A 2,388-nucleotide genomic window follows, 5' to 3' on the forward strand; every position below is an offset into this window, starting at 1 on the left:
AGGATGATTCTTATGGAAAATGATTCAGTAGCGCAATCGTTGAAGCTATTTATTGTTCTTTCTAGGGCTTTTAAAGCGATTAACGAGCATGTTAATAAAGTTATTCAAACAAGTGGATTAAACCCAACAGAATTTGCCGTATTAGAGCTTTTATACCATAAAGGTGATCAGCCAATGCAACAAATTGGCGGGAAAATATTACTTGCTAGCGGCAGCATTACCTATGTAGTTGATAAACTAGAACAAAAAGGTCTGCTGACCAGAATCGCCTGTCCGAACGACAGAAGGGTTACATTTGCACAAATTACAGATAAAGGAAAAGAATTTATTCAAGAAATTTTTCCAGAGCATGCCCAGCAGATTCATACACTGATGTCTAGTTTGACAGATACCGAAAAGCAGGAAGCGATAGAATTGTTGAAAAAACTTGGATTGCCAGCAGGTAAATTTTAATACGGCTTAGGCCGTATTTTTTTTATTTACAGGAATATTAATGAATAGTGTCGAAATGATTGATTTGAAATTCTTTTTAAAGGAGATGTAGCAATGAGATTTGAAGAATATACATATACACGTCCAAACCTTGATAACGTAAAAGCAAGTTTTGAGGCAGCGATTGAAAAATTTACAAATGCTTCTTCTGTGGAAGAACAAAGTTTGGCTATGAATGAAGTTAATGGAATTAGAAATGATATTGGAACCATGTTTAATCTTTGCTACATACGTCATTCTGTTGATACAAATGATGAGTTCTACAAAGCAGAGCAAGATTATATGGATGAAGTGCAGCCAGAAATTGAAGGTTTTGTTACTAAGTTTTATCAAGCACTGATTAATTCTAAATATCGTAATGAATTAGAAGTAAAATGGGGGAAGCAATTATTTGCCCTTGCAGAAGGACAATTAAAGACCTTTAAGCCAGAAATTGTTCCTTTACTTCAAAAGGAAAATCGGCTATCAACGGAATATACAAAATTAGTTGCATCTGCAAAAATTAATTTTGAAGGGGAAGAACGGACTCTTGCTCAATTAGAGCCATTTACTGAATCCACCGATAGAGAAATGAGAAAGCTTGCTAATGAAGCGAAATTTGGGTTTTTAGCTGAACATGAAACAGAGTTTGATCGTATTTATGATGATCTCGTTAAAGTAAGAACGGAGATTGCTCAAACTTTAGGTTATAAAAACTTTGTTGAATTAGGCTACTACCGGATGATGAGAACGGATTATAATTCAGAAATGGTGGCGAATTTCCGCCAGCAGGTGAAGGATTTTATTGTTCCGATTGCTTCGAAACTAAAAGCAAGGCAACGGGAACGAATCGGTGTTGAACAGTTAAAATACTATGATGAGGGCTTTAACTATAAGACTGGGAATGCTGTTCCTAAGGGTAGTCCCGATTGGATTATCGAAAACGGGCAAAAAATGTATGAAGAACTATCAACTGAAACTGGAGAGTTTTTCCGATTTATGCAGGATAATAACTTAATGAATCTTGTAGCGAAAAAAGGAAAGGCTGGCGGCGGTTATTGCACATTTATTGAAAACTATAAGGCACCTTTTATCTTTTCAAATTTTAATGGTACCTCTGGGGATATTGACGTATTAACACACGAAGCAGGGCATGCATTCCAGGTTTACTCCAGCCGGAATTTTGAAATCCCTGAATATAATTGGCCTACGTATGAAGCCTGTGAAATTCATTCGATGAGTATGGAATTTTTCACTTGGCCATGGATGGACTTATTCTTTAATGAAGATACAGATAAATATAAATTCTCCCACTTAAGCTCAGCCCTATTATTTTTACCTTATGGAGTTTCTGTGGATGAATTCCAGCATTGGGTATATGAAAATTACGAAGCGACGCCTCAAGAAAGAAAACAGGCGTGGCGTAAAATTGAGAAGAAGTATCTCCCGCATAAAGAGTATGACGGGAACACTTATTTAGAGAACGGCGGTTTCTGGCAGCGTCAAGGACATATTTTTAATTCACCTTTCTATTATATTGATTATACTTTAGCTCAAATCTGTGCCTTCCAATTCTGGAAGCGATCAAGAGAAAACCAAGAAGAGGCTTGGGCAGATTACGTAAGTTTATGCAAGCTGGGGGGCAGCAAGTCATTTACCAATCTTGTAAAAGAAGCAAATCTGATTTCACCGTTTGAGGATGGCTGCGTGCAATCTGTAGTTGGTGAAATTGAAGCTTGGTTAAACACAGTTGAAGATCAAAAGTTATAAAAAATAGGGAAGCGAAGCCATTGTGGCTTCGCTTTTTGATTATTGTGGAAAAAAGCTCGTCTTTGTTTGTCCTCTTGCTCATATATTGAATATAAGGGGGAGATGAGGTGAAAAGGAATTGGTCAGCAGCTTTTCAAATCGCCGCGG

The 2,388-nt window shown here is 37.0% G+C and carries 2 protein-coding genes; both read left to right on the top strand.

The genetic code is table 11. The features are described 5' to 3' along the window. The first annotated feature begins 12 nt into the window (after positions 1–12). Positions 13–453 (top strand): MarR family winged helix-turn-helix transcriptional regulator, encoded by a 441-nt coding sequence (locus tag V7124_RS17795; RefSeq protein ID WP_335410429.1) that lies wholly within the window; start codon positions 13–15, stop codon positions 451–453. 93 nt (positions 454–546) lie between these two features. Continuing rightward, positions 547–2,241, top strand: coding sequence for a M3 family oligoendopeptidase (locus V7124_RS17800; RefSeq protein ID WP_335491728.1), 1,695 nt, complete (start codon positions 547–549; stop codon positions 2,239–2,241). Positions 2,242–2,388 lie beyond the last annotated feature (147 nt).

This window comes from Neobacillus niacini (assembly GCF_036961885.1).
In the GTDB taxonomy this organism is placed as follows: domain Bacteria; phylum Bacillota; class Bacilli; order Bacillales; family Cytobacillaceae; genus Neobacillus; species Neobacillus niacini_H.

Excerpts from the sequence above, each read along its gene's own strand:
- V7124_RS17795 (WP_335410429.1), top strand. The coding sequence starts at position 13 with ATGGAAAATGATTCAGTAGCGCAATCGTTGAAGCTATTTATTGTTCTT.
- V7124_RS17800 (WP_335491728.1), top strand. The coding sequence starts at position 547 with ATGAGATTTGAAGAATATACATATACACGTCCAAACCTTGATAACGTA.